The 1,486-nt window shown below is 36.5% G+C and carries 1 protein-coding gene; it reads right to left on the bottom strand.

All coding sequences use genetic code 11. The annotated features are described in order from the left end of the window. Positions 1 to 176 precede the first annotated feature (176 nt). Positions 177 to 1,406: an IS256 family transposase gene (locus H8718_RS20205; protein WP_249334857.1), complete on the bottom strand. Its 1,230-nt coding sequence runs from the start codon at positions 1,404 to 1,406 to the stop codon at positions 177 to 179. Positions 1,407 to 1,486 lie beyond the last annotated feature (80 nt).

Below are 1,486 nucleotides of genomic sequence, written 5' to 3'. Positions count from 1 at the left end.
GGGTCTGTGAAAAAATCTCTGTAAATACTTTCTATGATAATTGAATGAGGGCAGAAATGGCATACTTAACCATTTCTGCCATGGCTACACTATAGCCTGTAGAAAATAAGCATGTCAAGGGCACCCTCGTAAGAGGGTGTTTATTTTACCCTTGATATGCTTATTTCGAAGGGCTACTACAATGGTAGCCTACCTTCGAACATAATACTAAGTTCACCATATACTTTACCCCAATTTCTCAGTGGCATAGACCATTTCTTAGTTGCCTCAAAGGTTGCTAAATATAGTGCTTTGAGCAAGGCTGTATCGTTTGGAAATACGCTTCTTTGGCGATTAAGTTTTCTGTAGGTACTATTAAGGCTCTCTATAGCATTTGTTGTATAAATGACCTTTCTTACGTCCGCTGAAAACTTAAAGATAGGGCTGATAACATCCCAATTCGTTTCCCAACTCTTCATGGCATAAGGATACTGTTCATGCCATTTCTCAGCTATTTCTTGCATCACTGCATAACCTTGTTTTTCACTTACTGCATGGTAGATTTTCTTTAAGTCTGTTGCAAAAGCTTTCTTATCCTTCTCAGAAACATACTTCAAGGTATTTCTAACCTGATGCACAATGCAACGTTGGTATTCTGTGTTTGGAAAAGCCACGTTAATGGATTCCTTTATGCCTGAAAGACCATCTGCACACAAGACTAAGATGTCGTTAACACCTCTATTTTTAAGTTCATTAAGCACACCTAACCAGTACTTACTACTTTCATTTTGGCCTACTTGAATACTAAGTACCTCTTTATGTCCATCCATTGTAACACCAAGAATAACATACGCCGCTAGCTTACGAATAACATGATTATCTTTAACAGAGAAATGAACAGCATCAATAAATACAATAGGATAAACAGATGCAAGTGCACGATGCTGCCAGTCTTCAATTACAGGTAAAAGTTTATCTGTTACATCGGATACAAAGCCCTCACTTACTTCAAAGCCATAAATATCTTCTATTTGCTCTGAAATTTGCCTTGTTGTAAGCCCTTTGGCATACATAGTAATAATCTTTTCATCTATCTGTGAAATATCCTTTTGTCTCTTGCGAACAATCTGTGGTTCAAATGAACTTTCACGGTCTTGAGGTACTTCAAGTTGTACTTCACCATAATGACTCCTAACCACCTTAGGTTTATAGCCATTACGTGAGTTGGTATTATTAGAACGTTGATGAGCTTCATAACCTAGATGATGATCCATTTCCGTTTCCATCATTTCTTTAATCGTACCACCCAGTAAATCTTTAAGTGCTTCTTGAATGTCTTCTGCACTTTGAATATCATACTCATTAATTAATGCTGAAATAATATTTTTCTTACCTTCACTTAAACCTTCTCTTTTTCTTCGTCCCATAAAAACAGCCTCCTATGAATTTATTTTATCATAGAAAGCTGTACGAGAATTTAAATTTACAGAGTTTTCTTCACACTCTC

Source organism: Zhenhengia yiwuensis (assembly GCF_014384995.1).
In the GTDB taxonomy this organism is placed as follows: domain Bacteria; phylum Bacillota; class Clostridia; order Lachnospirales; family Cellulosilyticaceae; genus Zhenhengia; species Zhenhengia yiwuensis.
This window is presented reverse-complemented; position numbering and strand designations above follow the sequence as displayed.

Excerpts from the sequence above, each read along its gene's own strand:
- H8718_RS20205 (WP_249334857.1), bottom strand. The coding sequence starts at position 1,406 with ATGGGACGAAGAAAAAGAGAAGGTTTAAGTGAAGGTAAGAAAAATATT.